Here is a 1,197-nt window from a genome sequence, read left to right on the forward strand (position 1 = left end):
GAATCGGAATCATCGGTCAGTGATGGCCGCGACAAAAATTACAAAAATCAGGCGGTAGGCAGAGCTCAAAATTGGGTTTTTCTACAGCCTCGTTATGCAGGGTAGGACAAAGACAGTATGAGTCTGCTTGAACAATTAGAGAGTTTTAAGAAGAAGAGAGCGGAGCCAGCGCCCTTTTCATCTTTACTCGAATTCGAGGAGTGGTCCGATGCTGTCCTGCCTTTGCTCTCATTTGATGAGGTTTTTAAGAGAGAGTTTTCACAGGCGGTAACTGCAGCTGGGGTAACTCACCGCCTAGGTAACCATGTTGACTCCAATACGAATATGAACAGAGCCATTGGCGTCTTAAATCAAGCTATTAACCAAGCAAAAAAATTTGAGGGCAATGGTGAGAAATACGTTTCTGAAATCCGCATAGCTCAGATAAGGAAATTGGTAGGTCGGTTCGATTACAGCAAACTGGTTATTTTATTGGAAGAGCTTAATAGTGCTTACGAAAACAAAATGTACTATTCGGTAGGTTGCCTCATCAGAGCTGTCATCGATCATATTCCACCCGTTTTTGGATGTAAAAACTTCTCGGAAGTGGCAAATAATTATTCGGGCACAAAGTCTTTCAAGGAAGCGATGCGCGCCCTGAATGACCAAATGCGAAAGGTCACCGATTCGTACCTACATACGCAGATACGAGAGAAAGAAGTTGCGCCTGTAGAGCAGCAAGTAGAGGCTAGAAGTTCACTGGACATCTTGTTATCGGAGATAGTTAGGGTGTCGTGATGCATAACCAGGGGCTACAGCGGACCGCTTTTCCGCCGCGCTGCGCCTCCAAATCGGCCGCTGAGCACAGGCGTTATTGGCCCGGCATTCGTGAGTTTTTAGCAGTTGCGGTGCAAAGGCCTTGGCACCGGGATTGGTTGTAAGCCCGCTCACTCTGGTGATCGCCAAGGCCGGAAAATTCGCTGTCTGGTTTGGTTGCCAAAGCGGTCAGCGGTGTTGGTATTTATGGCGTGCCCCAGTTGTGGGGCCGTCCGTCTCAAATGGTAATCGGGCGGGTAGCGTTTGCGTTCTGGTTCCTTTCTCCATCTGTCGAGTTGGTGCAAGCTGTCCGGGAGAGGGCATGCGGCCTTTGATTCCAGACTCAACCACGGTGGTGAACGGCCATTAACCAGGCGGTCAACCGGACGCCAAAAGCGTACC

General features: G+C 49.1%; 1 protein-coding gene. It reads left to right on the forward strand.

The genetic code is table 11. The features are described 5' to 3' along the window. Positions 1-117: 117 nt before the first annotated feature. Positions 118-777 (forward strand): hypothetical protein, encoded by a 660-nt coding sequence (locus ABIE59_RS19965; RefSeq protein WP_354449548.1) that lies wholly within the window; start codon positions 118-120, stop codon positions 775-777. The last annotated feature ends 420 nt before the right edge of the window (positions 778-1,197 follow it).

This window comes from Marinobacter sp. MBR-99, assembly GCF_040547575.1.
In the GTDB taxonomy this organism is placed as follows: domain Bacteria; phylum Pseudomonadota; class Gammaproteobacteria; order Pseudomonadales; family Oleiphilaceae; genus Marinobacter.

Bases quoted from the DNA above. Each gene is read 5' to 3' on its own strand.
- ABIE59_RS19965 (WP_354449548.1), top strand. From the start codon at position 118: ATGAGTCTGCTTGAACAATTAGAGAGTTTTAAGAAGAAGAGAGCGGAG.